Origin of the sequence: Novosphingobium sp. B1, assembly GCF_900176395.1 — a bacterium.
Classification (GTDB): Bacteria; Pseudomonadota; Alphaproteobacteria; order Sphingomonadales; family Sphingomonadaceae; genus Novosphingobium.
Genome location: NZ_FWXL01000003.1, coordinates 401,668 through 425,990, shown reverse-complemented (window position 1 = coordinate 425,990; position 24,323 = coordinate 401,668). Strand labels below are relative to the sequence as shown.

The 24,323-nt window shown below is 64.0% G+C and carries 26 protein-coding genes and 1 other RNA gene; 10 read left to right on the top strand and 17 right to left on the bottom strand.

Annotation, left to right across the window (positions count from 1 at the left end; translation table 11 throughout):
- Positions 1-8: 8 nt before the first annotated feature.
- Genes B9A23_RS07935 through B9A23_RS07920 form a run of 4 tightly spaced genes read right to left on the bottom strand, consistent with a single transcriptional unit; the run spans position 9 to position 2,695 of the window.
- Positions 9-551 carry an NUDIX hydrolase gene (locus B9A23_RS07935; protein WP_084278300.1) on the bottom strand — a complete coding sequence of 181 codons (543 nt, stop codon included), beginning with the start codon at positions 549-551 and terminating at the stop codon, positions 9-11.
- The gene (locus B9A23_RS07930; protein WP_084278299.1) at positions 548-1,231 is read right to left on the bottom strand and encodes a TPM domain-containing protein; all 684 of its coding nucleotides are present in this window, start codon (positions 1,229-1,231) and stop codon (positions 548-550) included. Before B9A23_RS07930 ends, B9A23_RS07935 begins: the two co-directional genes overlap by 4 nt.
- A complete protein-coding gene (locus B9A23_RS07925) occupies positions 1,231-2,067 on the bottom strand; it encodes a TPM domain-containing protein (protein ID WP_254895043.1) in 837 nt (278 codons plus the stop codon). Before B9A23_RS07925 ends, B9A23_RS07930 begins: the two co-directional genes overlap by 1 nt.
- Before the next feature lies 1 nt (position 2,068).
- On the bottom strand, positions 2,069-2,695 hold the full coding sequence (locus tag B9A23_RS07920) for a LemA family protein (RefSeq protein ID WP_084278298.1): 627 nt from the start codon (positions 2,693-2,695) through the stop codon (positions 2,069-2,071).
- 174 nt (positions 2,696-2,869) lie between these two features.
- On the opposite strand from B9A23_RS07920, the gene mscL reads away from it, so the two are divergent.
- Both mscL and ssrA read left to right on the top strand, forming a co-directional pair.
- On the top strand, positions 2,870-3,313 hold the full coding sequence (mscL, locus tag B9A23_RS07915; protein ID WP_084278362.1) for a large conductance mechanosensitive channel protein MscL: 444 nt from the start codon (positions 2,870-2,872) through the stop codon (positions 3,311-3,313).
- Between the two features lie 69 nt (positions 3,314-3,382).
- Positions 3,383-3,790, top strand: a transfer-messenger RNA (tmRNA) gene (gene ssrA, locus B9A23_RS07910).
- Between the two features lie 75 nt (positions 3,791-3,865).
- On the opposite strand, the gene B9A23_RS07905 is transcribed toward ssrA, so the two are convergent.
- From B9A23_RS07905 to B9A23_RS07875, 7 genes are all read right to left on the bottom strand, one after another.
- Positions 3,866-4,111, bottom strand: a complete 246-nt coding sequence (locus tag B9A23_RS07905; protein ID WP_084278297.1) for a hypothetical protein — start codon at positions 4,109-4,111, stop codon at positions 3,866-3,868.
- A gap of 147 nt (positions 4,112-4,258) precedes the next feature.
- Positions 4,259-5,524, bottom strand: coding sequence for an N-succinylarginine dihydrolase (locus tag B9A23_RS07900; protein WP_084278296.1), 1,266 nt, complete (start codon positions 5,522-5,524; stop codon positions 4,259-4,261).
- Positions 5,525-5,533: 9 nt separating this feature from the next.
- Positions 5,534-6,571 carry an arginine N-succinyltransferase gene (locus tag B9A23_RS07895; protein WP_084278295.1) on the bottom strand — a complete coding sequence of 346 codons (1,038 nt, stop codon included), beginning with the start codon at positions 6,569-6,571 and terminating at the stop codon, positions 5,534-5,536.
- On the bottom strand, positions 6,568-7,776 hold the full coding sequence (locus B9A23_RS07890; RefSeq protein ID WP_084278294.1) for a hydrolase: 1,209 nt from the start codon (positions 7,774-7,776) through the stop codon (positions 6,568-6,570). Before B9A23_RS07890 ends, B9A23_RS07895 begins: the two co-directional genes overlap by 4 nt.
- A 49-nt stretch (positions 7,777-7,825) precedes the next feature.
- Complete coding sequence (gene rsmA, locus B9A23_RS07885; protein ID WP_084278361.1) at positions 7,826-8,662, bottom strand: 16S rRNA (adenine(1518)-N(6)/adenine(1519)-N(6))-dimethyltransferase RsmA; 837 nt, start codon at positions 8,660-8,662, stop codon at positions 7,826-7,828.
- The gene (pdxA, locus tag B9A23_RS07880) at positions 8,659-9,660 is read right to left on the bottom strand and encodes a 4-hydroxythreonine-4-phosphate dehydrogenase PdxA (protein ID WP_084278293.1); all 1,002 of its coding nucleotides are present in this window, start codon (positions 9,658-9,660) and stop codon (positions 8,659-8,661) included. The genes rsmA and pdxA overlap by 4 nt, the downstream gene beginning before the upstream one ends.
- 10 nt (positions 9,661-9,670) lie before the next feature.
- Positions 9,671-10,360, bottom strand: coding sequence for an HAD family hydrolase (locus tag B9A23_RS07875; RefSeq protein WP_084278292.1), 690 nt, complete (start codon positions 10,358-10,360; stop codon positions 9,671-9,673).
- A gap of 61 nt (positions 10,361-10,421) precedes the next feature.
- Between B9A23_RS07875 and glmU the strand changes: the two genes are divergently transcribed.
- The gene (glmU, locus tag B9A23_RS07870) at positions 10,422-11,789 is read left to right on the top strand and encodes a bifunctional UDP-N-acetylglucosamine diphosphorylase/glucosamine-1-phosphate N-acetyltransferase GlmU (RefSeq protein WP_084278360.1); all 1,368 of its coding nucleotides are present in this window, start codon (positions 10,422-10,424) and stop codon (positions 11,787-11,789) included.
- Positions 11,790-11,796: 7 nt separating this feature from the next.
- On the opposite strand, the gene B9A23_RS07865 is transcribed toward glmU, so the two are convergent.
- Positions 11,797-12,522, bottom strand: a complete 726-nt coding sequence (locus B9A23_RS07865; protein ID WP_139797378.1) for a tetratricopeptide repeat protein — start codon at positions 12,520-12,522, stop codon at positions 11,797-11,799.
- A gap of 106 nt (positions 12,523-12,628) precedes the next feature.
- Positions 12,629-13,042 (bottom strand): DUF3597 domain-containing protein, encoded by a 414-nt coding sequence (locus B9A23_RS07860; protein WP_084278290.1) that lies wholly within the window; start codon positions 13,040-13,042, stop codon positions 12,629-12,631.
- 247 nt (positions 13,043-13,289) lie between these two features.
- On the opposite strand from B9A23_RS07860, the gene glmS reads away from it, so the two are divergent.
- Entirely contained in the window at positions 13,290-15,113 is a 1,824-nt protein-coding gene (glmS, locus tag B9A23_RS07855) for a glutamine--fructose-6-phosphate transaminase (isomerizing) (RefSeq protein ID WP_084278289.1), read from the top strand.
- 57 nt (positions 15,114-15,170) lie between these two features.
- On the opposite strand, the gene B9A23_RS07850 is transcribed toward glmS, so the two are convergent.
- Complete coding sequence (locus tag B9A23_RS07850; protein ID WP_254895042.1) at positions 15,171-16,514, bottom strand: cation:proton antiporter; 1,344 nt, start codon at positions 16,512-16,514, stop codon at positions 15,171-15,173.
- A gap of 233 nt (positions 16,515-16,747) precedes the next feature.
- On the opposite strand from B9A23_RS07850, the gene B9A23_RS07845 reads away from it, so the two are divergent.
- The gene (locus B9A23_RS07845; protein ID WP_084278359.1) at positions 16,748-17,200 is read left to right on the top strand and encodes a tRNA (cytidine(34)-2'-O)-methyltransferase; all 453 of its coding nucleotides are present in this window, start codon (positions 16,748-16,750) and stop codon (positions 17,198-17,200) included.
- Here B9A23_RS07845 and B9A23_RS07840 read toward each other — a convergent pair.
- Entirely contained in the window at positions 17,197-18,024 is an 828-nt protein-coding gene (locus B9A23_RS07840; protein WP_084278287.1) for a hypothetical protein, read from the bottom strand. The genes B9A23_RS07845 and B9A23_RS07840 overlap by 4 nt on opposite strands.
- On the bottom strand, positions 18,021-19,046 hold the full coding sequence (locus tag B9A23_RS07835) for an isopenicillin N synthase family dioxygenase (protein WP_254895041.1): 1,026 nt from the start codon (positions 19,044-19,046) through the stop codon (positions 18,021-18,023). The genes B9A23_RS07840 and B9A23_RS07835 overlap by 4 nt, the downstream gene beginning before the upstream one ends.
- Positions 19,047-19,089: 43 nt before the next feature.
- On the opposite strand from B9A23_RS07835, the gene B9A23_RS07830 reads away from it, so the two are divergent.
- The 5 genes from B9A23_RS07830 (at position 19,090) to B9A23_RS07810 (ending at position 23,345) form a co-directional block, all read left to right on the top strand.
- Entirely contained in the window at positions 19,090-20,028 is a 939-nt protein-coding gene (locus tag B9A23_RS07830; protein WP_084278286.1) for a LysR family transcriptional regulator, read from the top strand.
- A 100-nt stretch (positions 20,029-20,128) separates the two neighbouring features.
- Complete coding sequence (locus B9A23_RS07825; RefSeq protein ID WP_084278285.1) at positions 20,129-21,037, top strand: sterol desaturase family protein; 909 nt, start codon at positions 20,129-20,131, stop codon at positions 21,035-21,037.
- Positions 21,034-22,530, top strand: coding sequence for a tetratricopeptide repeat-containing sulfotransferase family protein (locus B9A23_RS07820; protein WP_084278284.1), 1,497 nt, complete (start codon positions 21,034-21,036; stop codon positions 22,528-22,530). The genes B9A23_RS07825 and B9A23_RS07820 overlap by 4 nt, the downstream gene beginning before the upstream one ends.
- Positions 22,527-22,892 carry a hypothetical protein gene (locus tag B9A23_RS07815; protein WP_084278283.1) on the top strand — a complete coding sequence of 122 codons (366 nt, stop codon included), beginning with the start codon at positions 22,527-22,529 and terminating at the stop codon, positions 22,890-22,892. Before B9A23_RS07820 ends, B9A23_RS07815 begins: the two co-directional genes overlap by 4 nt.
- A 126-nt stretch (positions 22,893-23,018) precedes the next feature.
- The gene (locus tag B9A23_RS07810) at positions 23,019-23,345 is read left to right on the top strand and encodes a UrcA family protein (protein WP_084278282.1); all 327 of its coding nucleotides are present in this window, start codon (positions 23,019-23,021) and stop codon (positions 23,343-23,345) included.
- 42 nt (positions 23,346-23,387) lie between these two features.
- Here the strand turns inward: B9A23_RS07810 and B9A23_RS07805 are convergent, their stop codons facing one another.
- Positions 23,388-24,317 (bottom strand): Vgb family protein, encoded by a 930-nt coding sequence (locus B9A23_RS07805; protein WP_084278281.1) that lies wholly within the window; start codon positions 24,315-24,317, stop codon positions 23,388-23,390.
- Between the last annotated feature and the right edge of the window lie 6 nt (positions 24,318-24,323).

The following is a 24,323-nucleotide window of genomic DNA, read 5'->3' as shown; positions in this document are numbered from 1 at the left end:
TTGAGGGTTCAGCCCATGATCCCCGGTGCAAGCAGCAGAAGCATCCGCACGTCGATCGCGTAGCCATCAGCGCGCTTCTGGCCAAGGAAGGTCTCGATTTCCGTAAGGGCAACGCGGTGCACGGTGATCCCTTCGCCCTCGACGCCGCCGCCTTCGGAAACTTTTTCCAGATCGTGCGCGCGAAACAGCGTGAAGGCCTCGGTCACCATGCCTGGCGAGGAGTGGAACTCTCCCAGCGATTCGATCCGCCCGGCGCGGTAGCCTGTCTCCTCCTCCAGCTCGCGCGCGGCGGCGTCGGCGGCATCCTCGTTCTCGGCGCCCGCCTCATCGCCGATCAGCCCGGCGGGAAGTTCGATGCACGGGCGGCCCAGCGGCACGCGGAACTGCTCCACAAGGATGACATGGCCATCCTCGATGGCCAGGATCACCGCTGCCTTGATGTTGCGATTGCGCGAGACATACTCCCATCGCCCGCGTGTCTTGGTCATGATGTAGCGTCCCGCCCACTGCACCTCTTCGGCGTGGTCGCGGAATTCTTCTTCGAGACTCATACTTCGATCAACCTGTCCGGCAATTCGTTCACGTCGTCCTCGCCGCGCGGAAAATGTTCGCCCAGCACGTTGCCGACCTCGGCCACGGCCGCTGCCATCCCCTGCGCCATCTGCCCTTGCCGCAGCGGATCGAGCATGGCCTTCATCGCCAAGCCCCATGCCTCGGGCGAGACTTTCGAGGCGATCGCGGCATCGGCAATGATCTCGGCACGGTGCTCGGCAAGGCTGAGGTATATCAGCACGCCGGTGCGCCCGGTCGTGCGGCTTTCCGCACCGACGCGAAAGCAGGTCAGCGCCCGCTCGCGCACACGCGCGTTGCGCACGCGGCGCGGCGTCAGCCACAGGCCCAGCGGGGTGAACCGCATCAGCAGATACATCCCGCCGAACTTGAGGGTCAGGACTGCCAGTGCAAGGCCCAGCACTGCGCGCGGCGTCCATTCGTACGCCCAGAGGCCCAGCAAATGCTCGACCATGGGCAGGTAGAACCCGGCGAACATGTCCAGCACCGCCAGCGCCAAGAAGGCCACCAGCGCGCTCCAGACCAGCGCCACATCGCGGTAGCTATCCGACCGTTTCGTCACGATGGTCACGATCTCGCCCGCGCTCAGCATTTCCGCGGCCGCCACCGCATCCGAAACAAGCTGACGGTCCGCCTCAGTCATCGGTGGAAGCTCTGCCATCACCAGTCCCCCGAAGCCCCGCCGCCGTCAAACCCGCCGCCGCCGCCACCAAAACCTCCGAAGCCGCCGCCATCCGAGCCACCCCCCCAGCCGGACCCGCCGCTCCAGCCGCTGGAATGACGATTGTCCGATGCCGCGCGGGCGATCTCGCTGATACCCCAAAGCACAATGCCGGGATCAATCCCACTTCGCTGCTGCACGTAGCCCCGCCTTCGCCGCCCGAAGATACCGATCATGACCACGATAAGGACAATCCAAAAGATGGCACTACCGATGGTCGACCCGCTCGAAGTGTCGCTTCTTGCAGCGGCCTTTGCTGCCTCGGCCACAGCTTTTGCATCAGCCGGATCGCGGTTCAGTTGAGCGATAATCTGGTCAACGCCATCGTTGATGCCGCCTGCATAGTCGCCAGCCTTGAACTTGGGGGTGACCTTCTCGCGAATGATGCGGCCGGCGAGCACGTCGGGTAGTCGCTCTTGCACGCCGCGAGCGGTATGAATTCGAAGCTTTCGATCGGCTGGAGCAATCAGAAACAGTACACCCTGCTCTGTCTTGGCGCCGCCGATATCCCATGTTTCGGCCAGTTGCTGAGCGTAATCCGTAGCATCCATGCCATCGAGCGAATTGACAGTCGCTACGATTATCGCCCGCCCGGTCTGCGCGTTGTAGGCAGAGAGCTTCTGCGCCAGCGCCGCCTCATCTGCATCGGGAATGATCCCGGCCTGATCGAGCACCGGCCCTGCAGGCCGCGCGGGCATGGCTGCCTGCGCTGCTCCAGCAACCAGCAGGAGCAGCAGCGCGACAGCTTGCCAGAAAGCCCGCAATTGGCGGGTCACCTCACTTGCCCGATGCAGCAGGCGCCGGAGCGTTCATGTCGAAGTTCACCGTTGGGGCCACTTCCGATCCGGCAGCCGCCTTGAACGGCACCATAGGCTTGGCGCCGTGGATCAGCTTCGCGCCGATAGCGTCCGGGAACGTCCGGATCGTGGTGTTGTAGGCCTGCACCGCCTCGTTGTAGCGCGTGCGCGCCACGTTGATGCGGTTTTCGGTGCCTTCAAGCTGCACCATCAGGTCGGCAAAGCGCGCCTGGCTCTGCAGCTGCGGATAGTTCTCCACCACCGTGCGCAACTGGCCCAGTGCCTGCGTAAGCTGGTTCTGCGCGTTCTGGAATTTCTCGAACTCGGCCGGGTTGGAAAGATCGTCGGTGGTGATATTGATCGATGTCGCCGCGGCGCGCGCATTGGTGACGTTTGTCAGGATCGTCGTTTCCGAAGCTGCCGCGCCCTTTGCCGTGGCGACAAGGTTGGGGATCAGGTCGGCGCGGCGCTGATAGGAGCTCTCGACATCGCCCCAACGCGCCTTGGCCTCTTCCTCGGCTGCGGGGACAGAGTTGATTCCGCAGGCCGAAAGGCTGGCGGCAGCAACGGTGGCAAATGCAATCTGCGTAAAGCGGGTAGCGGCCATCGACGTAAGTTCCCCTTGAATTGATAACAGGAAGATAGCGGCCCCCGGTCAGTGTTCAAGGAGAGGCTGCAAGATCGGCCCGGAATGCAACCGATTGGCACTTGTGACGTTGCGCGCTGAGTGGCAACCAACGTACGAGGGATCATGGTTAAGCATAACCTGAAGGGGGAAACACTGGGCATGTTTGCAGAATTCAAGAAGTTCATCGCGCGCGGCAATGTGCTGGATCTTGCGGTCGGTGTGATCATCGGCGGTGCATTCGGCAAGATCGTCACTTCGCTCACCGAAAGCGTGATCATGCCAATCGTCGGCTTCGTCACCGGCGGTGTCGATTTCACCCGATACTTTGTGCAGCTCGGGCCGATCCCGGCAGACTTCAAGGGCGATGCCAACAGCTACGCCGATCTCAAGGCCGCCGGCGTGCCAATGATCGGTTACGGCGATTTCATCACCCAGGCGGTCAACTTCGTGATCGTGGCCTTCATCATCTTCCTGCTGGTCAAGGCCGTGAACAAGGCCTTCGAAAAGCCTGCTGAGGAAGCGCCCGCTGCGCCTGCCGGCCCGACCGAGGTCGAACTCCTGGCCGAGATTCGCGATGCGCTGAAGGCCAGAAGCTGAAGCGCCAGATTTTGGTACCAGATTTCGGGGATCGAGGGGGCGGGCGCAAACCCGCCCCTTTTCATTTGCGCCCTTTTCATTCCCGGCGCGCTCCCTATATGGGTCCGTGCCGGTTTCGACCGGCTATGGTGATAAACTGCGGCGTGCAATAGGCACAGCGGACCCGGGGGCGGTACCCGGCGGCTCCACCATCACTACCGTGTCTTCCGGGATGCGGGCCTTGTTGTCGCAAGGGTGTTGATGGGGCCGAACTAGGATCGACGTGTGTTGAAAAGCGCTGTTTTTGCCCGGGCTGAGTAACCCGTTCAAGGCTCAAAACTCACAAGTGCCAACGACAACGAAGCACTTGCTCTCGCTGCATAATTCTAGGGGCTAACGCCCTGAAGTTATAAGGTTAGAGCACGGTTCGGACCGAACCGGGTAACAGAATCGGAAACCGGGGGCTGGGGGCGAGCCTAGCAACAGAATCGCCCTACTCACCATTTTTGCCAGTTGGCGTCTTTGCCAGTCTGCGCCGCTTCTCCGGAGCGGCCCGAACCGGCAACAGGGTGCCTACAGCTCGCCCGATCCTTCAAGCTCTTTGATCCGCTGCTCCATGCGCAAGGAATCCAGGATCTTCGCGCCGGCGATGAACACCGCGCCCGTTGCAGCGACGAACAGCAGCTTCCCGGCAAAGCCCGGGTATTGGCCAAGGTAGGCATGTCCGCGCTCGACCGCGCCCAGCGCCAGTGCGTAGATCACGGCGAACGCTTCGAAGCGGGTCTTGATGACGAAAAGGCGACCGATCTTGCGAAGCATCCGAAGCGTTATCCTCTTTTGCCGAATCTCTCCGCAAGCATCGTGCCAGATCATGAAAAGCTGGCAATAGATTGGTTAATCCAATCTTCACTGTAAAGCGAAGCGACAATTGGCAGAGGGGTTCACTTCAGGACTACGCGCCGAAGGTCAGGCAAGTTCCGACAGTGCGAGCACATCGAGCAGCGCGGCGCGTGCGACGATGACTTCACGCGCGAGAGATTCCCGGCCAAGATCAGCTGGATCGATCTGCTCTGGCCATGTTCTGGCCACCACGGTTTCGATCCGCTCGATCTTCCCCTCGTCGAGCAGGAAGCGCGGATCCACTGTGGCAGGATCGGCGACAACCCTGAGCCGCAGGCAGGCAGGTCCGCCGCCATTGGCCATCGATTGCCGCACGTCGACGGGCAGGACCTTTCTGATCGGACCGTTGGAAGCCACATGGGCCTCCAGCCAGCCTCGGACCGAAGGCGTTTCCCATGCTTCCAGCGGGATTACCAGGCCCATCTCGCCGGTTGGCAGCGTCAGCAACTGTGCGTTGAACAGATAGCTGCGGATCGCATCCTGAAGGCTGACCACGCTTGCCGGAACGACGACAACCTCGGCCTCGGGCAGTCTCGCCTGGATTGCGGCGTAGGTCTCCTCCGGTTCGGCAAAGGCCTTTTCGTGGGTGAACAGCACCCGCTCGTTTGCAACCGCCACCACGTCGTTATGGAAGGCGCCTGCCGCGATCGCCTCGGGCGATTGCTCCACGAACAGGCAGCGTTCGGGATCAAGGCCATGCAATCGCGCCACGGCTCGGCTTGCCTGTTCATGCTGGCGCGCGGGAAAGGCACCGCCGGTCGTGCCATAGACGAAAATCTCGAGGCCAGGTGCCTCGTGGCTCGCGCACATGCGCATGTGGTTGGCCGCGCCTTCGTCACCGAAGCACGCTGGCACCGCGTCGTGCACCGCGAAGGCTGCGCTGTTCGCAAAGGCCAGGCGCAACTGGCGCACCGTGTCGGGCCATTCCTGCGAGCGGTGCGGCATCGTCACGAGGTTCGCTGCAGTCAGGTGGCAACGTCCGTCGGCAGTGTCGGGCGCGGGGCTGACGGTCGCGGCGTTGGCCGTCCACATTGCGGAGGCAGACCAGGCCGCCGCCCGCAGGCGTCGCTGCGCCGCATCGCTTTCGTCAGTACGTTCAAGGCCAAGCGCGCGCAGCAGCACCGGGTTCGGGCGGGGCAGGGGTGCGAACAGGCCCTGTGTCAGGCCAAGCGCGATATTGTGCCGCATCTTGCCCAACCCCTGCAGCGCCGCAGCGCGCGGGTAGGAGACCTCGCCTGCATTGTTGGCAGAGGCAAGGTTGCCAAGGCTCAGGCCCGCGTAATTGTGGCTTGGACCAACCAGACCGTCGAAGTTGATTTCAACCAGTGCCATGTGTTTCCCTCAGCGACCGACGAACCAGATCTTGTCGCCAACGCTTACACCAATCGCGGTGGCAGCCACGGGGTCGAGCGTAAGGCCATCGTCGCCTGCGGCAATCTCGGCAAAGGTGCAGCGGTAATCGGCGAGCTTTCCGGTGGCGACAAGGGCATTGGTCACCTTGCCACTGCCTTCGGGCGCGCGAATGTGGGCAACGGTTGCTTCCTTCGCCTCGCAGATCGAGCGCACCCGGTCCGTCCGCGCGGTCATCGTCGGCCCGCCGTCGAAGATGTCGACATAGCCTTCGCAGGCAAAGCCTTCTTCTTCGAGCATGCGCATCGCGGCGCGGCCCGAAGGGTGGGGCAATCCGATGGCAGAGCGCGCCGTTTCGGGCAGCATGGCGATATAGACCGGGTGCTTGGGCATCAGGTCGGCGATGAACTGGTGGCCGTTGATCGCGTTGAAATAGTCCGCTTCCTGAAAGCTCATGCCAAAGAAGCGCCCGGCAACGCCATCCCAGAAGGGCGATCCGCCGCGCTCGTCGATCACGCCGCGCAGTTCCGCGAGGATCTTGTCGCCAAAGCGCTTCCTGTGCATCGCGATGAAAAGGTAGCGACTGCGGGCAAGCAACATGCCAAGGCCCCCGGCGCGCTCCGACGGGTGCAGGAACAGCCCGCCCACTTCGCTCGACCCTTCAAGGTCGGTGACGAGGTTGAGCATCTCGGCGCGGAAGGTGCGGTTGAGTTCCTTCGAATGCTGGGTCAGCGTTGCCATGCGGTAGGAATAGAACGGCCACTGCCGGCCGACCGAGGTGAAGATCTGCGCTGTGCCGCGCACTTCGCCGGTGGTCGTATCCTCCAGCACCAGAACGAAAAGTTCGTCCTTGGGGTTCTTGGGATCGCCTTCCTCGGCGTTGCCATAGGCCTCTGCCGCGCGGGTCAGCTTTGCCGTCAGTGCCTTGCGATCGGGGGGGAGGTTGGTGAAGCCGCCGCCGGTGAGCTTGGCCATTTCATAAAGCGGTTGGAGATCGTTCGCGCGGGCAGCGCGGATACGGAAAGTCATTGATTTCCCCCGGAAAGGCGATGGAGGACCAGCGCGGACAAGGCGGCGCGCTCGGCCAGGGAAGGCACGATCAGGAATTCCTGATCGGAATGGATCGCTCCGCCGCGCACGCCCATGGTATCGACCACGGGCACACCGCAGGCGGCGATGTTGTTGCCATCGCAGACCCCGCCCGAGGCCTGCCAGCGTATTGGCTGGCCAAGCAGTTCCCCGCACTCCCGGACCAGCCCGAACAGGGCTTCGGCCTGCGGTGTCAGGGGTTTGGGAGGCCGCGAGATGCCACCGTGAAGGTGGATCGAGACCTCGTGAAGGTTTTCGAGGGTCAAGGCCAGGTCCTGCAAGGTCTGGGGTAGGTCGGCCGCAAGTTCGGGCAATCTCGGGCGCACGTTGAAGCGCAGAACGGCAAGGTCGGGCACGACATTGTTGGCGCTGCCGCCGTCGATCCTGGCCGGGTTGATGGACAGGCCCGGCCGCTCCAGCGCTTTCAGCCTCAGCGCCATGTCGGCGGCGGCGATGATCGCGTTGCGCCCGTCTTGCGGATTGCGCCCGGCGTGGGCGGAGCGGCCCTTGATCACCGCGCTGAAGTTCGCGCTGCCCGGCCGTTCGCCCGCCAGGGTTCCATCGGGCAGGGCCGAGGGTTCATAGGTCAGCGCGGCGGCTTTCCCGCGCGCCAGTTCCGCGATCAGTGGGGCGGAGGAGAGGCTGCCGGTTTCCTCGTCCGAATTTATCATCACGTCATAACCGACGCCTGCGGACATCGGGCTGCTCTCAAACGCCTGCAGCGCCGCCAGGATCACCGCAATGCCGCCCTTCATGTCGGCAACGCCGGGGCCGTTGAGCGTTTCGGCATCAAGCCAGCGCAGGCTCTGGAACGGGTGGGCCGGCGCGAACACCGTGTCCATGTGCCCGGTCAGAAGGTAGCGGCGCGGTGCCTGCGGCCGGACCGACAGGACCAGGTGCGCGCCGTTGACGGTTTCAAGCTCGCGCCCGTCCGCCGCGATGGCCGTTACTGGCGCGGGATCGATCTTGCGCACTTCGCCGGGCAGGGCGGCGAAGGCATCGGCAAGAAGGGACCATTGCGCGGCCAGACCCGCGAGGTTCCCGGTGCCGGTGTTGATCGCGCACCACTGCTCGACCTGCGCGAGCATGGCGGCGGCATCGATCCCCTCGATCAGGCTGCGTTCTGTTGTCGAAAGCTGTTGCATCTGCAACCAGCCTAGCGGGTCGGACGCGCGGGGTGAACCCCCCGTCTCGCTACTTCGTCAGCACGCGCGCAATGGACACGAATTCGTCCACGCTCAGCGTTTCGGCGCGGCGTTGCGGATCGATGCCAAGCGCTTCCAGGGCATCGAGCGCGCCGGGCAGACCCTTCAGCGACTGGCGCAGCATCTTGCGGCGCTGGCCGAAGGCGGCTTCGGTTACACGTTCGAGCATCCGCGCGGAGACGCCCTCGGGCATCGTGCCGGGTTCGACATGGATGATCGCCGACATCACCTTGGGTGGCGGGGTGAAGGCGCTGCGGTGGACCTTCATCGCGATGCGCGGGGCCGAGCGCCACTGCGCCAGCACGGCGAGGCGGCCGTAGGCATCTGTGCCAGGCTGGGCGACGATGCGCTCGGCCACCTCGAGCTGGAACATCAGCGTGAGCGACTTCCACTGCGGCGGCCATTTCTGCCCGGAAAGCCAGCCAGTGAAGAGCTGCGTGCCGACGTTGTAGGGCAGGTTCGCCGCAACGTGCCACGGCCCGTCGAACAGCGTGGCCGGATCGATCTTGGTGGCATCGCCGCCGATCACGGTAAGCTGGCCGGGGAAGGCATCCGACAGTTCGGCGAGCGCAGGCAAGCAGCGCTTGTCCATCTCGATCGCGGTGACATTGGCGCCGGCGCGCAGCAGGGCGCGGGTCAACCCGCCGGGGCCGGGGCCGACCTCGAGGACGTTCTCTCCCTTCAGCTTGCCCGGAACGCGGGCAATGCGATCGAGCAACTGTTCATCGAACAGGAAGTTCTGCCCCAGTGCCTTGGTAGCAAAGAGGCCGTGGCGATTGATGACATCGCGCAAGGGCGGCAGCGGGGGCGCAGGAAGGTCGGTCATGCCGAAGCCCTCCGCGCCGCGCACTCACCGGCCATGCGCAGCGCGGCAATGGTGGGGCCGACGCGAGCCGTACCCGTCCCGGCTATGCCGAAAGCGGTGCCGTGATCGGGCGAAGTGCGGATGATCGGCAGGCCCAGCGTGACGTTGACACCGGCATCGAAATCGAGCGCCTTCATCGGGATCAGCGCCTGATCGTGATACATGCAGATCGCCACGTCATAGCCTTCGCGCGCTTGGGCATGGAACATCGTGTCGGGCGGCAAGGGGCCGACGGCTTCGATCCCGGCTTCGCGAAGTGCGGCCACTGCGGGGGCGACGATTTCAGCGTCCTCGGTACCCATCCGGCCATCTTCCCCGGCATGGGGATTGAGCCCGGCGACGGCGAGGCGGGGCCTGGCGATGCCGAAATCGCGGGCAAGCGCGGCAGCGGTGATCGCAGAGCGGTTGCGGATCAGCTCCGCCGTGAGAAGATCGGGCACCGATCGCAGCGATACGTGCACCGTGATCGGCACGACCTTGAGGCTTGGCCCTGCCAGCATCATCACCGCGTTTTCGGGAGAGATTCCGCAGGCCTGGGCCACGAATTCGGTCTGTCCCGGATGATCGAAGCCAATCCGGGCGAGCCGGCTCTTGGCGATCGGGCCGGTCACGAGGCTTGACGCGGCGCCCGAGCGGACAAGGCCCGTGGCAGCAGCGAGGGCATTGAGGGCAAGGCTTGCGCCGCCATCGTCCGGCTCGCCCGGTGCATAGGCAAGATCGGCAAGATCGAGCACGGGCAGGGCGCCTGCGAAACAGTCTGCCACTTCATCGGGTGCCTTTACCGTGCAGACGGGCACCGTGATGCCGCGCCTCCGGGCCGCTTCCTCAACCACGCGTGCCGAGCCGACGACGAAAAATGGCGGCAGGGCTTCGGCATCGCTCAAGGCCCAGGCAGCGGCGGCAAGTTCGGGGCCGACGCCGGCCGGATCGCCGATGGTCAGGGCAAGGGGGGCGGTCATGGTCACGAGCCTAGACGCTATGCGCCAGGCTGGCGAGGCGTTCGAGCGTCGGCACGAGCTCGTCGTAATGATCGATCACGGCGTCTGCGCCCAGATCGTCGGCGGGCAGATCGTTGAAGCCGAAGCGCACGGCGACGACCGGCATTTGTGCCGCCTTGGCAGCTCCGACATCGAAGGTGGTATCGCCGACGAACGCCGCGCGCCCACCGCCGCAGCGGGCGACCATTTCGTGCAGCATGTCCGGCTTCGGCTTGGCGCGATGACGGCCAAGCGTGTCGCCGCCGATCACGCAGGCGAAACGGTGGAGCAGGCCAAGTTCCTCGAACAGCTTTACCGCGAGAGCTTCCGCCTTGTTGGTCGCGATGGCGATCTTCACGCCGCGTTCGTCGAGGGCGTCCATCATGGCCGCGCCACCGGCAAACAGTTCGGTGTGATCGGCGATGTTCTGGCCGTAGAATTCGATCAGGCTGGCCTGCAGGCCGGGGAAGGCGGCTTCGTCGACCCCGCCGGATTCGGTCAGGGCCGAGCGCAGCATCTGCGCTGCGCCACCGCCGATGTGGCGCTTGGTTTCATCAAGCGGAACCGGCGGGTGCCCTGCCAGCGAAAGCGCGTGGTTCAGCGCAACGCCAAGATCGCGGCTGGTATCGAGCAGGGTGCCGTCGAGATCGAATCCGACAATGTCGTAAGGAAAATCCGCCATGGTGCGGTCAAGTGCCGTCCTGTTCTGGAAAGCGCAAGGTTTGTCTGGCAAGGGTGCGCCCATGACTGACCAGACCGTTTCGCCACTCGCCGTTATCGTTCTTGCCGCGGGCAAGGGCACCCGCATGAAGAGCGACCTGCACAAGGTGCTCCACCCCATCGCGGGCAGGCCGATGGTGAAGCACCTTATGGCAAGTGCAGCCGGGCTTTCGCCTGCGCGGCAGGTGGTGGTAGCAGGGCACGGGCGCGAGCAACTGGAGAAGGCGCTGGGTGGCGACGCGACGATTGCGGTGCAGGATCCCCAGCTTGGGACGGCGCACGCCGTGCAGCAGGCCGAGGGCGCGCTGGCAGGGTTCGACGGTGATGTGCTGATCCTTTATGGCGACGTGCCCTTCGTTCGCGCGCAGACAATGCAGGCGATGATTGCGCGGCTGCACGAAGCTGATGCTCCGGCAGCGGTGGTGCTGGGCTTTGAACCGGCCGATACCCTGCAATACGGACGCGTCATCGCCGAGGACGGCCGCATCGTGAAGATGGTTGAGCACAAGGACGCGACCGAGGCCGAGCGCGCGTGCCGCGTCTGCAATTCAGGCCTGATGGCGGTGCGCAGCGCCGATCTGTTCGGCCTGCTTGCCCGCGTCGGAAATGACAACGCGCAGGGGGAATACTATCTGCCCGACGTGGTCAACATCGCGATTGCCGATGGGCGTACCTGTGCGGTGGTCGTCACCGACGACGCCGACGAAGTGGCCGGAATCAACTCCCGCGCCGAACTGGCCGAAGCCGAAGGCCGCTGGCAGCAGCGCCGGCGGGCGCAGGCCATGGCCGATGGCGCCACGCTGATCGCGCCCGAGACGGTGTGGTTCGCCTGGGACACGGTGCTGGGCCGCGACGTGACCGTGGAGCCCAACGTGTTCTTCGGTCCCGGCGTGAGCGTGGCTGACGGCGTGACGATCCATGCCTTCTGCCATCTGGAAGGCGCAAAGCTTTCACCCGGCGTGCACATCGGTCCCTACGCCCGCCTGCGCCCCGGCGCGAAGCTGGAGGAGGACGTCAAGGTCGGCAACTTCGTCGAGGTCAAGAACACGGTAATGCACCGCGGCGCCAAGGCCAGCCATCTGACCTACCTTGGCGATGCCGAAGTGGGAGCCGAGGCCAACATCGGCGCCGGCACGATCACCTGCAACTACGACGGCTACTTCAAGTACAAGACCACGATCGGCGAGCGCGCCTTCGTCGGCTCGAACTCGGCGCTGATCGCGCCGGTGAAGATCGGCGCGGACGCGATCGTGGCGGCCGGCAGCGCAGTTTCACGCGACGTGGCCGACGGCGAGCTGCGCATGGTGCGGGCAGAGCAACTGGTCAAGCCGGGCTGGGCTGACCGCTTTCACGATGCGATGAAGAAGAAGAAGGCGGAAAAGCGGGGGTAGGTTTCCCTCAGCTTGTCCCCTTCTTTCGCAAGTCTGCGATATACTGCAGTTCGCTTTTTGCGCCTGCATGATCGGGGACGATCTTTGGCGATTTCTTGAAGCTCTTTTCGGCCTTGTCGAGATCGCCCATTTCGATCTCGACGAAGCCCATGCCACGCAGAGCGCGGGCCTGATTTGATTTCTTTACGTCCTCGTCACTTTCCCACTCGCAAAGGTCGTAAGCCTCCGCAAAGACATCATGTGCCTTTTGCCACTGCTTCATCGCCTTGAACCATTCGGCGTATTCGTTGCGAAATTGGGCATCGAGCGGGGCAGATTCGCTGGCGAGGCGCAGCATAGGTTCAGCCTCGTCCCAGCGCTGCAGATCGATCAACGCGAATCCCTTGAGAAACGGGGCAATGCAAAATGCATTATCGATTACAGTTGCGGACTGCGGTTTGTCATTTGGCCTTTCCTTCGCCTGCTTCTTCAACAAAGCATCTTGCATTGTCGAAAGCAGGATCGCTTGCGTCAGGCCGGTAGCGCACAGGGCAGGCTTTTCGCTTTGTTGGTCTTGCAAAGAAGCCACGACTGGCTCGACCAACGGAAGAACGCCTGCGGGGTTGTGCGTCTTTAGTTCATCGATAGCTTTTTCCACCGCCGCGCGGGCAGTTTCTGTAGTTATCGGCTCGGCACGCGCGGGAATCGCAGACGAAAGCGAGGCTAGCGCCGCAAGGGTCATAGTCAGGCGCATTAATCATCCTCTTCCAAGTCCGGGTCGAAGATTTACTGGTCGATTACTTGCCGCTGTTTGTCAAACTGTGGATGATAAGGCGGCGGATACCCGCCGCCCGATGCGATCAATCCAGCATAGAAGCCGGCACCTTGCCGCCGTTTTCCGCCAGCTTGCGCATGGTTGCCTTGTGCAGCCAGATGTTCATTTCGGCCGAGCCGTCGAGCGCGCCGGTATAGCCGAGTTCCTGTGCGAGTTCCTTGCGATTGGCGAGGCTTGAATCGATGTCGAGGAGCTTCATCAGGTCGACGATCGAGGTGCGCCAGTTGAGGTCCTTGCCTTGCGCCATCTCGGCGAGGTTGGCTTCGACATCGAACTGTTTGGCAGGAGCCGGTGCGGGGGCAGGGGCGGCAGGCGTCGGTGCTTGCTGCGTGGGCGCGGGCGCGGCCTGGGCAGGCGCGGGCTTGGGGGTCTGGCCAGTCTGGGTCGGGCGCGTGCCCTTCCATGAGATGGCGTCCATGATCTTGCTGAAAATGCTCATGCGGCTGGCTCCTGCAATGGTGTTCCACGAGGCAACCGGCGGAAGCGGGTTTGCGTTCCATGCAGAGCAGGGGTTCATGTCGGGGATTTAATCTTTTGGAATGGGGAAGTAGAGGACGACCGGTCCAATACGGTGGCGGAGGCAGTGACGGCGGTCTGCGGCGTTGCTACACCAAATGCCAAGGATTGCGCGGCTAGCGTGCCGGGCGTCCACGCGACGTAACTCTATTGCGAAAGCCTATCGCTGCATGTGCGGAATTATCGGAATCGTCGGCAAGGAACAGGTGGCGGACCGGCTGGTCGATGGCCTGCGGCGGATGGAATATCGCGGTTATGATTCGGCCGGCATCTGCACGGTCGAGGGAGGGCAGCTCGTCCGGCGTCGTGCCGAGGGCAAGCTCAACAACCTGGTTCTGGAACTGGCGCGCAATCCCGCTTCGGGGCTGATCGGCATCGCCCACACCCGCTGGGCCACCCATGGCGCGCCGACGACGAGCAATGCGCACCCCCATGCCACTGGTGAAGTGGCGCTGGTCCACAACGGCATCATCGAGAACTTCAAGGGCCTGCGCGACGCCCTGATCTCGCGCGGGCGCAAGTTCGAGAGCGAGACCGACACCGAAGTTGTGGCGCACATGGTTTCGGAGCAGGTCGAGGGCGGCGCCAGCCCACAGGACGCGGTGAGGGCCGTGCTGCCGCAGTTGCGCGGTGCCTTCGCGCTGGCCATCGCCTTCCGCGCGCACGACGACATGCTGATCGGCGCGCGGCTGGGTTCGCCGCTGGTGGTGGGCTATGGCGATGGCGAGACCTATCTGGGATCGGACGCGCTCGCGCTCGCCCCGCTGACCCAGCGCATCACCTATCTCGAAGAGGGCGACTGGGTGGTGATCACCCGCGATGGCGCGCAGATCTTCGATGCCGAGAACAACGCGGTCGAGCGGGCCATCGTCGCTTCGGGCGCGACGGCGGCGGCGATCGAGAAGGGCAACTATCGCCACTTCATGCAGAAGGAGATCTTCGAGCAGCCGGTGGTGGTGGCGCAGACGCTGCGCTCCTACCTGCGCCGGGTCGAGCAGACCGTGGCGCTGCCGCAGATCGACTTTGACCTTGCCAGCATCAACCGGGTGACCATCGTTGCCTGCGGCACGAGCTTCTACGCCGGCATGGTCGCCAAGTACTGGTTCGAGCAGTTCGCGCGCCTGCCCGTCGACATCGATGTGGCGAGCGAGTTCCGCTATCGTGATCCGGTGCTCGAACCGGGCGGCCTTGCCCTGTTCATCTCGCAGAGCGGCGAGACGGCGGACACGCTGGCGGCGCTCAGGCACTGCAAGGCGGCGGGTCAGACCATAGCCGTCGTCGTCAACGTGCCGACGAGTTCGATGGCGCGCGAGGCGGACCTGCTGCTGCCGACCCATGCCGGGCCGGAAATCGGCGTTGCCTCGACCAAGGCTTTTACTTGCCAGCTTGCGGTGCTGGCGGCGCTGGCTGCGCACCTTGCTGTCAAGCGCGGTCGCCTGACGCGCGAGGAAGAGGCCGAGATCGTCGAGCAGCTCGTCGAGACGCCGGCCTGCCTCAATGCGGCGCTTGCCCATGACGAGGAAATCGCAGGCATGGCGCACCTTATCGCACCGGCGCGCGACGTGCTCTATCTGGGGCGCGGGCCGGACTATCCGCTGGCGCTGGAAGGGGCGCTGAAGCTCAAGGAAATCAGCTACATCCATGCCGAGGGCTATGCCTCTGGCGAGATGAAGCATGGCCCCATCGCGCTGATCGACGAGGCAGTGCCGGTGATCGTGCTGGCGCCATCGGGGCCGCTGTTTGAGAAGACCGTCAGCAACATGCAGGAAGTGCGGGCGCGCGGCGGCAAGGTCGTGCTCATATCGGACGCAGAAGGCATTGCCGAAGCGGGCGAGGGGTGCCTGGCCACGATCGAGATGCCCAAGGTTCACCCGCTGATCGCACCACTGGTCTATGCCGTGCCGGTGCAGTTGCTGGCCTATCACGTCGCCGTCGCCAAGGGTACTGACGTGGATCAGCCGCGTAACCTGGCCAAGTCGGTCACGGTGGAATAAGGCGGACCTGGACCCGGGGAGCGCACGCGATCCGGGCCAGGGCGCTACCGTTTCAGCTCAAGCGCGTTCCTCTGGGCCGGCAGGCGCCACGTCGTCCCCGCTGTGGGGAAGGCCGTTCGCGCGGTACGTCTGGCGCAGGCGTTCCATCGCTGGCGTGACCAGAATGCCGTGCATCAGGATGGACGCCGATATTATCAGGCCCAGCGTGCCCCACAGGTTGTATTCCGACTGGAAGGCGCCGTGGTTGAAGCCGTAGCTGAGGTAATAGACCGAACCCAGGCCGCGAATGCCGAAAAACGAGATGATCGCCAGTTCCAGCCGCGGTCTCTTGACGCCCAAGAGGCTTATCCCACCGGCCAGCGGGCGGATTACCAGCAGCATCACGGCGGCAAACAGCACTTCTTCCCAGCCGATATCGGCAAGGAGGCCCGATGCAAGCATCCCTCCGAACAGGAGCAGCAGCAGCATCATCAGCAAACGCTCAAGTTCATCGGCGAAGTCATGCAGCTTCTTGTTGAAATCGTGCCCCTTGGCTGCGCGCCTGATCATCAGGCCGGCAACGAAGACGGCAAGGAACCCGTATCCAGGGGCGAACTCGGTCAGGGTATAGACGACCAGCGTCGCGCCCAGCGCGATGAACCCGTCGCCGGTTCTGGACAGCCGCGTGTCCGACGGAAGGTGATAGATGATCGCGCCGACCAGCCATCCAAGGACCACTCCCACGCCAAGGCCCGCGCCCAGCTTCCACAATACGTCCTTGAGCAGCCAGTCGGTGATCACTGCCTGCGTGATGCCCCCGGCGGCAGAGATGGCGATGGCGAGGTGGATGAATGGAAAGGCAAGGGCGTCGTTCAGGCCAGCCTCGCTGGTCAGCGCGAACTTTGCTTCGGCCTCTTCCTCGTCCTCATCATGCTTGATCTGGACGTCCCCGGCCAGGACAGGGTCGGTCGGGGCGAGCGAGCCTGCGAGCAGCAGGGCTGTGGCCAGCCCCAGGCCAAGCAACTGCTGTCCGAGAACGATGACAAGCCCGATCGTCAGCGGCATGGCGATGCCAAGCAACCGCCATGTCACGTACCAGCTCCGCCAGGCCATGGCTCGCTCGATCTTCAGCCCCGCCCCCATCAGCGAAACGATCACGATGAGTTCGGCTGCCCGCTCGACCAGCTTTGGCGAGTTTTCGGGATGCGGTCCCCAGTGCGAGAAGGGCGCGACGGAGAACATCGTGGCCCCCACCGCTACGCAGATGATCGGCAGCGAAAGAGGCAGGCGCTTGATGATGATCGGTGCCCACGCCGTCAGCAGGATCATCGCGCCCAGGGCGAAGATGATCACGAAGTAGGAGTCGGTCAGGGCCGATGCCGGAGTGATGGCCCCGGCGGAGGCAGAAAGCGAATTGACCAAGCAAGAACTCCGATCCGGCAGAATGCGCGATGGCAGCAACGACATGCACGGAACGGCCTGCGATGATGAATGTGCCCGCATCGACCAATGAGGTTGAACAGGCGCCGCGCATGAGGCTTGTCCGTTCCTGCCGATTTTTGGGTGGCCGATTTTTTTGGCTGGCCGGTATTTTGTCAGGGCGCAGGCTGGGGCATGGCAGCGCAAACATGACTGGAGAACAGCCTGCTGTGGCGATGCGCATTGCCTTGTACGAACCCGAGATTGCCGGAAACGTCGGCGCGATCCTGCGACTGGGTGCCTGCATGGGCGTCGATGTGGACCTCATCGAGCCGATGGGGTTCGTATGGGACGACAAGCGGGTGCGGCGTGCGGCGATGGACTATATCGACCATGTAAACGTGACGCGCCATGCCGGTTTTTCAGCCTTCAAGCAGGCAATCACGCCGGCGCGGGTGGTGCTGTTCACCACCAAGGCCGAGCAATATGTCCATGATTTCCGCTTCGAGCCGAACGATGTGCTGCTGTTCGGCAAAGAAAGCGCGGGCGTGTCGGCAGAGGTCGCGCAGGCTTGCGAGGCGCGCGTACGCATCGCGATCCGGCCACAGGTGCGCTCGCTCAACCTCGCCATTGCCAGCGCTCTGGCGCTGGGTGAGGCGCTGCGGCAGACCGGCGGGTTGCCCGGCTAGATCACGCGCGCGGCATTGCGGGCGAGGTGGGCGCTTTCGCGCTCCAGCCAGGCGTGGGCTTCGGGCGTCGCGGGCGAGCTGTTGCTGAACACGTGGTCCGGCACGAAGGCATCCACGTTCAGGCGCAGGTGCCAGTCTGTACCGTGGGCCTTGCAGGTGAGCCGGACCGAACCATCAGGCGCGAGGTCGAAGCTGTCAGGCACGATGGCCTCGCCATAGCGCGCGCTCTGGGTGCTGTGCGTGACGGTCCGGCCAGCGATGGCGAGCGAGGTTTCAAAGCTTTCCCATTCGTCCCGAAGATGCGGCGGCCGCGAAAGGACGAACGCCATGTGATCGCCCGCGACGATCAGGCCGCCGTCTGCGCGATGTTCCTCACCGGTCCCGGCATTGGCGATGGCAATGAGTCGCAAGCCAAGCAGCGGGCCGCGAATGGCCAGTTGCCGCCAGTCCTCGACGTAGGCGCCCGATGGGGCAAACTCGATCACGCTGTTGCCGATGAAGGCCAGTCGCGCAGGTTCAGGCCAGAGGTTGTGCCGCTGGTAGCTGTGCCCGACCGTCCATGACAGTTCGCCGCCTTGCGCGTCCCAATGCGTATCCCCGATCCAGCCCTGCCTCTCGGCCAGCGGGGTTGCGGCGCCGTCTGGCAGGCGCAGGTCGATGGTGAAGCTGGCGGACTGGAACCAGTAGACCTGCGTGGTTTCGTCGGTCAGCCCATTGCAGAAGGTGATCGACTTGCGCCGGAATGCGCCGAGCAGCGCGGACGGGAAAGCAAGGTCATGCACTCCGGCGGGCGCCAGCGCGAGCAGCAATTCATCAAGCGTCACGCCGGGGTGACCTGGCGGCCGAAGGAATCAAGCGGTGCGGCATCGTTCAGCACCAGCTCGCCTTTTTCCACGCGGCGCTTGAGATAGGCGAAGGTCTGCGCGGTCTGGTTGAACAGGTGTTCGCCACCTTTCAGCGGCGCGTAGCGCGGAGCGTCCGCATCGATCACCGGGGCGATGACGTGATCGTAGTCGCAGGAATGGAACAGCGCGAAGGAATAGCGCTCCTGCGGCACCTTCTTCACGCGATGGCGGGTGGCGACGTAGCGGCCATTGGAGAGGATCTCCATCATGTCGCCGATGTTCATGACCAGCGCATTGTCGAGCAGCGGCACGTCGATCCACTCGCCGGTCCGGTCCACGATCTGCAAGCCCGGTGCGGTTGCGCGCAGCAGGGTGAAGCATTCGTAATCGGTATGGCTGCCGATGCCGGGGCGGTCCTCGGCATCCGCGTCATGCGGGTAGTGGATCAGGCGAAGCTGGCTGGGCGGATGCCGGGTGACAGGGGCGAAATGCTCTTCCGGCAAGCCCAGCGCCAGCGCGAAGGCGCGGAACAACTTTCGGCCGATGCCGGTGATATTGGCATAATAGGCCAGCACATCCTCGCGAAAGCCCGGCATGTCGGGCCAGAGGTTGGGGCCGAGCAGCGAACGGCGGCCCCGTTCGCTCCGGTAATCGAGATTGCAGTCGAACGCTTCCTTGAGGTCGGGCGCCGATGTCGCGAACTGTTCCTCGCCCACCGGCACGTAGCCGCTGTGGTTCTGCGAAAGGCCGATGTAGTGCGCCATCTTGGCGTCCAGATCCTGCGCGAAATAGGCCTCTGCGCGCGCGAGCAGGCGGCGATAGGCGGCGTGATCAATCTGACTGCCGGTGAGGTAGAGGAAGCCGGCATCAGCGCAGGCGCGGTCAAGCTGCCGGGCCACGTCCAGGCGATCGGCCAGTTCGGGACTGTCGAGCGCACTAAGGTCGACCACCGGGAGGGGAAGCATTTCGGTCATGTCGCCGGGATAGAATGCGCAGGTCATAACGCTAGACACGCGATTTGAATGAACTACATCGATCTGATCTATGAGTGACGACGCCAGCCCGATCATCGACCGCAAGTTCGCCAGCAGGGTGGACTGGAACCTGATGCGCACTTTCGTGGACATCGTACGTGCAGGGGGAATTGGCGCGGCGGCACGCACGCTCAATCGCCAGCAGCCGAGCATATCGGCTGCGTTGAAGCGGCTGGAAGACCATGTTGGCGCGACGCTGCTCTTGCGCACTGCCACGGGCGTTGAACTGACGGCCGCGGGCAAGGCGATCCTTGCGCTCTGCGAGGACATGCTGGAGGCGGCGCGCATGGTGCCGCACCAGATTGCGCAGGCGACCAAGCGCGTCGAAGGCTTCGTGCGCATCCAGATTGTCTCTGGGCTGGTCTCGCCCGAGTTCGACGAAGCGATCGCCAGCTTTCATCGTCGCAACCCGGCGATCCATATCGAAATCCGCGTTTCGCCCTGGCGGCAGGTGCTCGATGCGCTGGAGCAGGGCGAGGTGGAGATCGGCGTCGGCTATGACAGCGCGGTGCGTGGCAGCCTGACTTACGAGCCGCTGCTGGTGGAGCGCCAGCAACTCTATTGCTCACGGACCAGCCCGTACTTCGGCTACAAGGTCAGCCGCCTGCACGAGCTGAAGGATGAAGGCTTCGTACTGACCGGCGAAGACGAGATCGAGCTGATCACGAACTTGCGCCGGCGCTTTGGCCTGGGCAGCAAGGTTAGTGGACTGGCCGAGGACATCAACGAGGCGCGGCGGCTGATTTCGCTGGGCGTCGGCATCGGTTTCCTGCCGGTGCTATCGGCCGAGGCAGAAGTGGCGCGCGGCACGCTGTGGCCGGTGCTGCACGCCGATTTCGAGCCGAGCTACGACATCTATTTGCTGGCAAAGGCCGAACCGGCGCGAGATACGGCGACGCAACTGTTCTGGGACGAAGTCTTCCGGCGCGTAAGGGCCTCGACCATGTAAAGCGGAGAGTCATAGATGTGGTCTATGCCTTTCATCGCAAGATTGTGTCTCCTGTGATGACGCGGTGCGGCGCACACTCCACGTCATATTGGAGTCGCGCATGTCAGCAGTTGAAGTCCTTCCGGCCAAACGCGCCACCCGGCTGATCGATCTGGTGCCACCGGCGATGCTGGCCGCGGCATGGGCCTTCTGGGCGTGGGCGCCCAAGGCTGTCCTCGACAATGCCTGGACGCTTCCGGTGGTATCGGCGCTGGTGACGATTTCGGTCCTGCTGCTGGAAATGGTTGCCGAACGGCACAGCCACTGGCGCATGAACAAGCGTGAATTCCTGACCGATCTTTACTACAACGTGCTGTTCGCCACGGTCATTTCATGGCTGGCACGCGCGATGGTCGACGATCCGCTGCTGGCGGCGAAGAAGGCCATCGGCATCAGCACCACGGGCATCGCCCAACTGCCCTGGCTGGTGCAGGTGCTGATGGTCATCTTCATCGTCGAATTCGGCCAGTACTGGATGCACCGGCTGATGCACAATTCGACACCGTTCTGGCTGACCCATGCGCCGCACCACCACATCACCCAGCTCAACGCCAGCAAGGGCGCCGTGGGCAATCCGATCGAACTGTTCCTGATCAGCCTTTCGGTGCTCGCGCTGTTCGATTTCGACAATACCGCCCTGTTCGCGGCGTTCACCAGCACCGGCATCATCTCCACGTTCGCCCATGCCAACGTGAAGGCCGATCCGCCGATCTGGTATTCGTTCTTCTTCACCACCATCCGCCACCACAGCCTGCATCACTCGACCGATTACGAGAGCACGCGCTGCAATTACGGCAATTCGCTGATCCTGCTGGATCGCATGTTCGGAACCTACAAGGAAGGCGAAGGCGTGATCGTCGGGCAGGATGACTTGCGCCGCCTTTCGATCCGCGAGCAGACGCTGTTCCCGTTCCAGCCGCTGATCGAGCGCTGGAAGGCAAAGGGCACTGGAGGATCGGCGACCGCATGATCCTTGATCGCGGCCAGCCTGCCGAAGCGGCCCATGCCCTGTTCCTGAGGGGCATGGGCGAAGCGCAGGGCGGGCGTGTCCGGGCCGGGATCGATCTTGTAGAGCGGGCGATTGCGCTTGCGCCGCAAGGGGAATATCGCGCGCAACTGGCGCGGCTCTATTCGCTGGCGCGGCGTGATGGCGATGCCGCTACGGTGCTGCGCGCAGCGGAGCAGGCCCTGCCTACCGATGCCTTGAGCCGCGATACCATGGGCTGCGTCTATGCCCGACTTGGCGATCACGCTGCGGCCTTGCCGCATTTCGCCCAGGCCGTTCGCCTTGCGCCCGATAACACTGAATACCGCTACAACGAGGCCGTAACGCTCAACTTCCTTGGCCGGGTCGACGAGGCAGAGGACGCGCTCGAGGCGCTGATCGCGCTGGCACCGGGCTATGCCCGCGCGCACCACCTGCTGTCCTCGCTGCGCAAGGTCAGCGTTTCACGCAACCATGTCGAACGGTTGGGACTGGCGCGGTCTAGGGCTGGGGGCGGGCGCGACCGCTTGTTGCTGGGGTATGCGCTGGCAAAGGAACTGGAAGACATCGGCGAGGCCGACCAGGCGCTGGACACGCTTTGCGCCGCCAATGCCGAGCATCGGTCAAACTTGCCGTATGACTTTTCCCGCGATGCGGCCGCGTTCGATGCAATAGAAATCGCCTGGCCGAAGATGCGCGATGCCGCAGTGGTGGACGCACCGCAGGACGCGCCGATCTTCGTGATCGGCATGCCGCGCACTGGCACGACACTGGTCGATCGCATCCTGTCCTCACACTCCGAAGTGGAAAGCGCAGGCGAATTGCAGGCAATGCCGCTGGCGGTGAAGCACGCCTCGGGCACGCGCACGCCGACGGTGCTCGATCCGGAAACCGTGCTGGCTGCGGCTGGCGCTGATCTTGGCCAGATCGGCCGTGATTTCATGGCGCGCGCCGTCCATCATCGCCGGGGCACTGCTTCGCGCTTTACCGACAAGTTCCCCGGCAACTTCCAGTACGCCGGGTTCATCGCCAAGGCGCTGCCCAATGCGCGGATCGTGTGTCTGCGCCGCAATCCGATGGACACGGTGCTGAGCAACTTCCGCAATCTCTTCGCGGTGGGCTCGCGCTATTACGATTTTAGCTACGATCTGCTCGACATCGCCGCATACTATGTGCGGTTCGACCGGCTGATGGCGCTGTGGCGCAAGGCGTTGCCGGGACAGGTGCTGGAAGTGGGCTACGAGGACCTGATCGCCGATCAGGAAGGGCGGACCCGGGTACTGCTCGACCATTGCGGGCTCGGCTGGGATCCGGCGTGCCTGAAATTCCACACCAATCGCGCAGCGGTTTCGACGCCCAGCGCGGCACAAGTGCGGCGCCCGATCTACACTGATTCGGTCGCGCGCTGGAAGCGCCACGCCGATGTGCTTGAGCCGGTGCGGCGCTATTTCGAACAGGCAGGGATCGCAATCGAATGAACAAGCGCCGTGTCATCTCTGCCGCTGCTTGCCTTGCCTTGCTTGGCGGGGTGGGTGCGATGCCCGTGATGGCCAGGACCACCACCCGCGTTGTCGAATGCGGCGCACAGAGCTGCCTCAAGCTTTCAGGCAAGCGCGCCGATGCTGCCGAAGCCATCACCCTGAACGGGCATGGAATTTCTGTGCAGGGCGGACGCACCTGGCACGCGCGCGTGCCGGTGCGCACGGTGCGGGAATGGTCGGCACCTTATGCGCGCAGCATCGAAGTAGGTGTGGCAGGGCAGCAGCGCGAGGTGCCTCTTCCCATCGGATTGCTTGGTCAGCCGACTGATCTTGCAATGGTGGTGGTGCGGGTGAAGTAATACCCACTCAACAGCAAAGTAATAAAGCTACAAATTGTGGCTCAATATTGAAAGTTTCATCAACTCGGGCTATTGAAGAGCGTGAGCCGCCGAAGAGCGGTCCGTTCCTTCGCAGGAGATGAAGCCATGAAAACCGTTCTCGCGGCCGTAGCCGCGCTTGCCATCGCATCTTCGGCCTCCGCCGTTTCCGCCAACCCTTTCGCCCGCGATCAGGCCGTTCTTGATCTCAAGGGCCTCGACCTGTCTTCGGCTGATGGTCAGGAGCGTCTGGCCATCCGCATCGACGAAGCCGCCCGCGCCGTCTGCGGCCAGCGTCTTGCCAACGTTCACCTGGCGCTTGAAGCCAAGGCGCAGGAATGCCGCTCCTCGGTAGTGGCCGATGTCCGCTCGCAGATTGAAGCGCGCATGGCGCGTGCCGATGGTGCTGCGGTCAAGGTCGCTTCGGCGCGCTGATATCCTGGAAGATGCGCCCCGCCACTTGGGCGGGGCCGCCTGTTACTTCACCTTGGGCTTGGGCCAGAAGGTGAGCGTGTGGACATCGTGGGCCGAGGTCCACAGCCCTTTGCTGGTATAGCGCAGCGCACCGCTGCCATCGGCCTTGCCGGTGCGTGCCTTGACCCCGAGAGACTTCGGATCGATCGCGACCCAGGTCTGGTCCTCGGTCGTGCGCAGCCAGACCATGCCGCCGCCGGTATCGATATCGCCCCATTTCAGCTTCTCGCCGATCTTTGCCCGCCCGGTCACGGCACCGCTTGCGGGATCGACGCGGGCCACCGTGCCATCGCCCTGTTCCTGCACCCAGACCGCGCCTTCACCGGCGGCAAGGAAGCCTGGCGCCTTGCCCAGCGCAGTGCGAGCGGTGACGGTGTTGGTGGCGGGATCGATCTTCTGGATGGTGGCTGATTGCTGGCTGACAGCCCACGCCGCGCCCATGCCGAAGGCCATGTAGGACGTTGCAGGGTCAACCGCGATCGTGGCGATCACGGCGCTGGTTGCCGGATCGACGCGGGCGACCGCGCCCTTGGGATCGCTGGCGAGCCAGACCGAGCCGGCGCCTGCCACGACGTTGAGCTCACCTTCCTTCTGGTTGGCGATACCTGTGGCAATCCTGGCCACGACCTTCGCCGACTTCGTGTCCACCTTCACCAGCGTACCGTCGGCGCAATTGGCGACCCAAAGCGAGCCTGCCAGCACCGCCATGGAGCCGCAGGGGCGCTCGATGGCGACTTCGGCCAGCTTGCCCTTGCGGGACCATCGCTCGACCTTGCCCTTGTTTGTGGCCCATACGGTATCGCCATCGACGGCAAGGAAATCGGCAAAGCCGGGGACCACGATGACCTGCTCCTTCGGAGACTTTGCGACGGCGGGCGTGGCCGAAAGCAGCGCGGCGGCGGCGAGCATCAGGGGCTTGGCAGGAAGGGGCATTGCGCG

Bases quoted from the DNA above. Each gene is read 5' to 3' on its own strand.
- pdxA (WP_084278293.1), bottom strand. From the start codon at position 9,660: ATGACCGCCCCCCTTGCCCTGACCATCGGCGATCCGGCCGGCGTCGGC.
- B9A23_RS07805 (WP_084278281.1), bottom strand. From the start codon at position 24,317: ATGCCCCTTCCTGCCAAGCCCCTGATGCTCGCCGCCGCCGCGCTGCTT.
- B9A23_RS07900 (WP_084278296.1), bottom strand. From the start codon at position 5,524: ATGGCACTGGTTGAAATCAACTTCGACGGTCTGGTTGGTCCAAGCCAC.
- B9A23_RS07820 (WP_084278284.1), top strand. From the start codon at position 21,034: ATGATCCTTGATCGCGGCCAGCCTGCCGAAGCGGCCCATGCCCTGTTC.
- B9A23_RS07935 (WP_084278300.1), bottom strand. From the start codon at position 551: ATGAGTCTCGAAGAAGAATTCCGCGACCACGCCGAAGAGGTGCAGTGG.
- B9A23_RS07890 (WP_084278294.1), bottom strand. From the start codon at position 7,776: ATGCAACAGCTTTCGACAACAGAACGCAGCCTGATCGAGGGGATCGAT.
- B9A23_RS07930 (WP_084278299.1), bottom strand. From the start codon at position 1,231: ATGGCAGAGCTTCCACCGATGACTGAGGCGGACCGTCAGCTTGTTTCG.
- B9A23_RS07895 (WP_084278295.1), bottom strand. From the start codon at position 6,571: ATGACTTTCCGTATCCGCGCTGCCCGCGCGAACGATCTCCAACCGCTT.
- B9A23_RS07835 (WP_254895041.1), bottom strand. From the start codon at position 19,046: ATGACCTGCGCATTCTATCCCGGCGACATGACCGAAATGCTTCCCCTC.
- B9A23_RS07830 (WP_084278286.1), top strand. From the start codon at position 19,090: ATGAGTGACGACGCCAGCCCGATCATCGACCGCAAGTTCGCCAGCAGG.
- B9A23_RS07825 (WP_084278285.1), top strand. From the start codon at position 20,129: ATGTCAGCAGTTGAAGTCCTTCCGGCCAAACGCGCCACCCGGCTGATC.
- B9A23_RS07815 (WP_084278283.1), top strand. From the start codon at position 22,527: ATGAACAAGCGCCGTGTCATCTCTGCCGCTGCTTGCCTTGCCTTGCTT.
- B9A23_RS07845 (WP_084278359.1), top strand. From the start codon at position 16,748: ATGCGCATTGCCTTGTACGAACCCGAGATTGCCGGAAACGTCGGCGCG.
- B9A23_RS07905 (WP_084278297.1), bottom strand. From the start codon at position 4,111: ATGCTTCGCAAGATCGGTCGCCTTTTCGTCATCAAGACCCGCTTCGAA.
- rsmA (WP_084278361.1), bottom strand. From the start codon at position 8,662: ATGACCGACCTTCCTGCGCCCCCGCTGCCGCCCTTGCGCGATGTCATC.
- B9A23_RS07810 (WP_084278282.1), top strand. From the start codon at position 23,019: ATGAAAACCGTTCTCGCGGCCGTAGCCGCGCTTGCCATCGCATCTTCG.
- B9A23_RS07920 (WP_084278298.1), bottom strand. From the start codon at position 2,695: ATGGCCGCTACCCGCTTTACGCAGATTGCATTTGCCACCGTTGCTGCC.
- B9A23_RS07875 (WP_084278292.1), bottom strand. From the start codon at position 10,360: ATGGCGGATTTTCCTTACGACATTGTCGGATTCGATCTCGACGGCACC.
- glmS (WP_084278289.1), top strand. From the start codon at position 13,290: ATGTGCGGAATTATCGGAATCGTCGGCAAGGAACAGGTGGCGGACCGG.
- glmU (WP_084278360.1), top strand. From the start codon at position 10,422: ATGACTGACCAGACCGTTTCGCCACTCGCCGTTATCGTTCTTGCCGCG.
- B9A23_RS07865 (WP_139797378.1), bottom strand. From the start codon at position 12,522: ATGCGCCTGACTATGACCCTTGCGGCGCTAGCCTCGCTTTCGTCTGCG.
- B9A23_RS07860 (WP_084278290.1), bottom strand. From the start codon at position 13,042: ATGAGCATTTTCAGCAAGATCATGGACGCCATCTCATGGAAGGGCACG.